The sequence below is a fragment of the Mesorhizobium sp. WSM4816 genome (assembly GCF_055811535.1).
Genome location: NZ_JBVVQR010000114.1, coordinates 1 through 383, shown reverse-complemented (window position 1 = coordinate 383; position 383 = coordinate 1). Strand labels below are relative to the sequence as shown.

The 383-nt window shown below is 61.1% G+C and carries 1 protein-coding gene; it reads left to right on the top strand.

The genetic code is table 11. The features are described 5' to 3' along the window. Window positions 1-21 precede the first annotated feature (21 nt). The coding region (locus AC0L3H_RS33040; protein WP_473588255.1) for a recombinase family protein at window positions 22-383 on the top strand (362 nt) is incomplete at its 3' end.

Sequence of the window (383 nt, the reverse complement as noted above, 5' to 3'; positions counted from 1 at the left end):
GTCGCCTTCGTTGCCGGACTGATGGTCCAGCGGGTCCCGTTTATCGTCGCCGAACTTGGCGCCGATGCCGATCCGTTCATGTTGCACCTTTACGCCGCGTTGGCAGAGAAGGAGCGTCGATTGATCTCGGAACGCACCAAAGCCGCCCTCGCCTCGCGCAAGACGACCGGCATGAAGCTCGGCAATCCGACCAACACCGCTGAAGCTGCGGCGAAAGGTCGGAAGATGTCGATCGAAGAAGCCGACCGGTTTGCCCAGACCGTGCTGCCAATCATCGCTTCCATACAGCGGTCGGGCATCACCAGCCTGCGTGGACTGGCAATCGCCCTAAACAACCGCGGCGTTTGCACAGCGCGCAATGGCCAGTGGCAAGTCTCTAACGT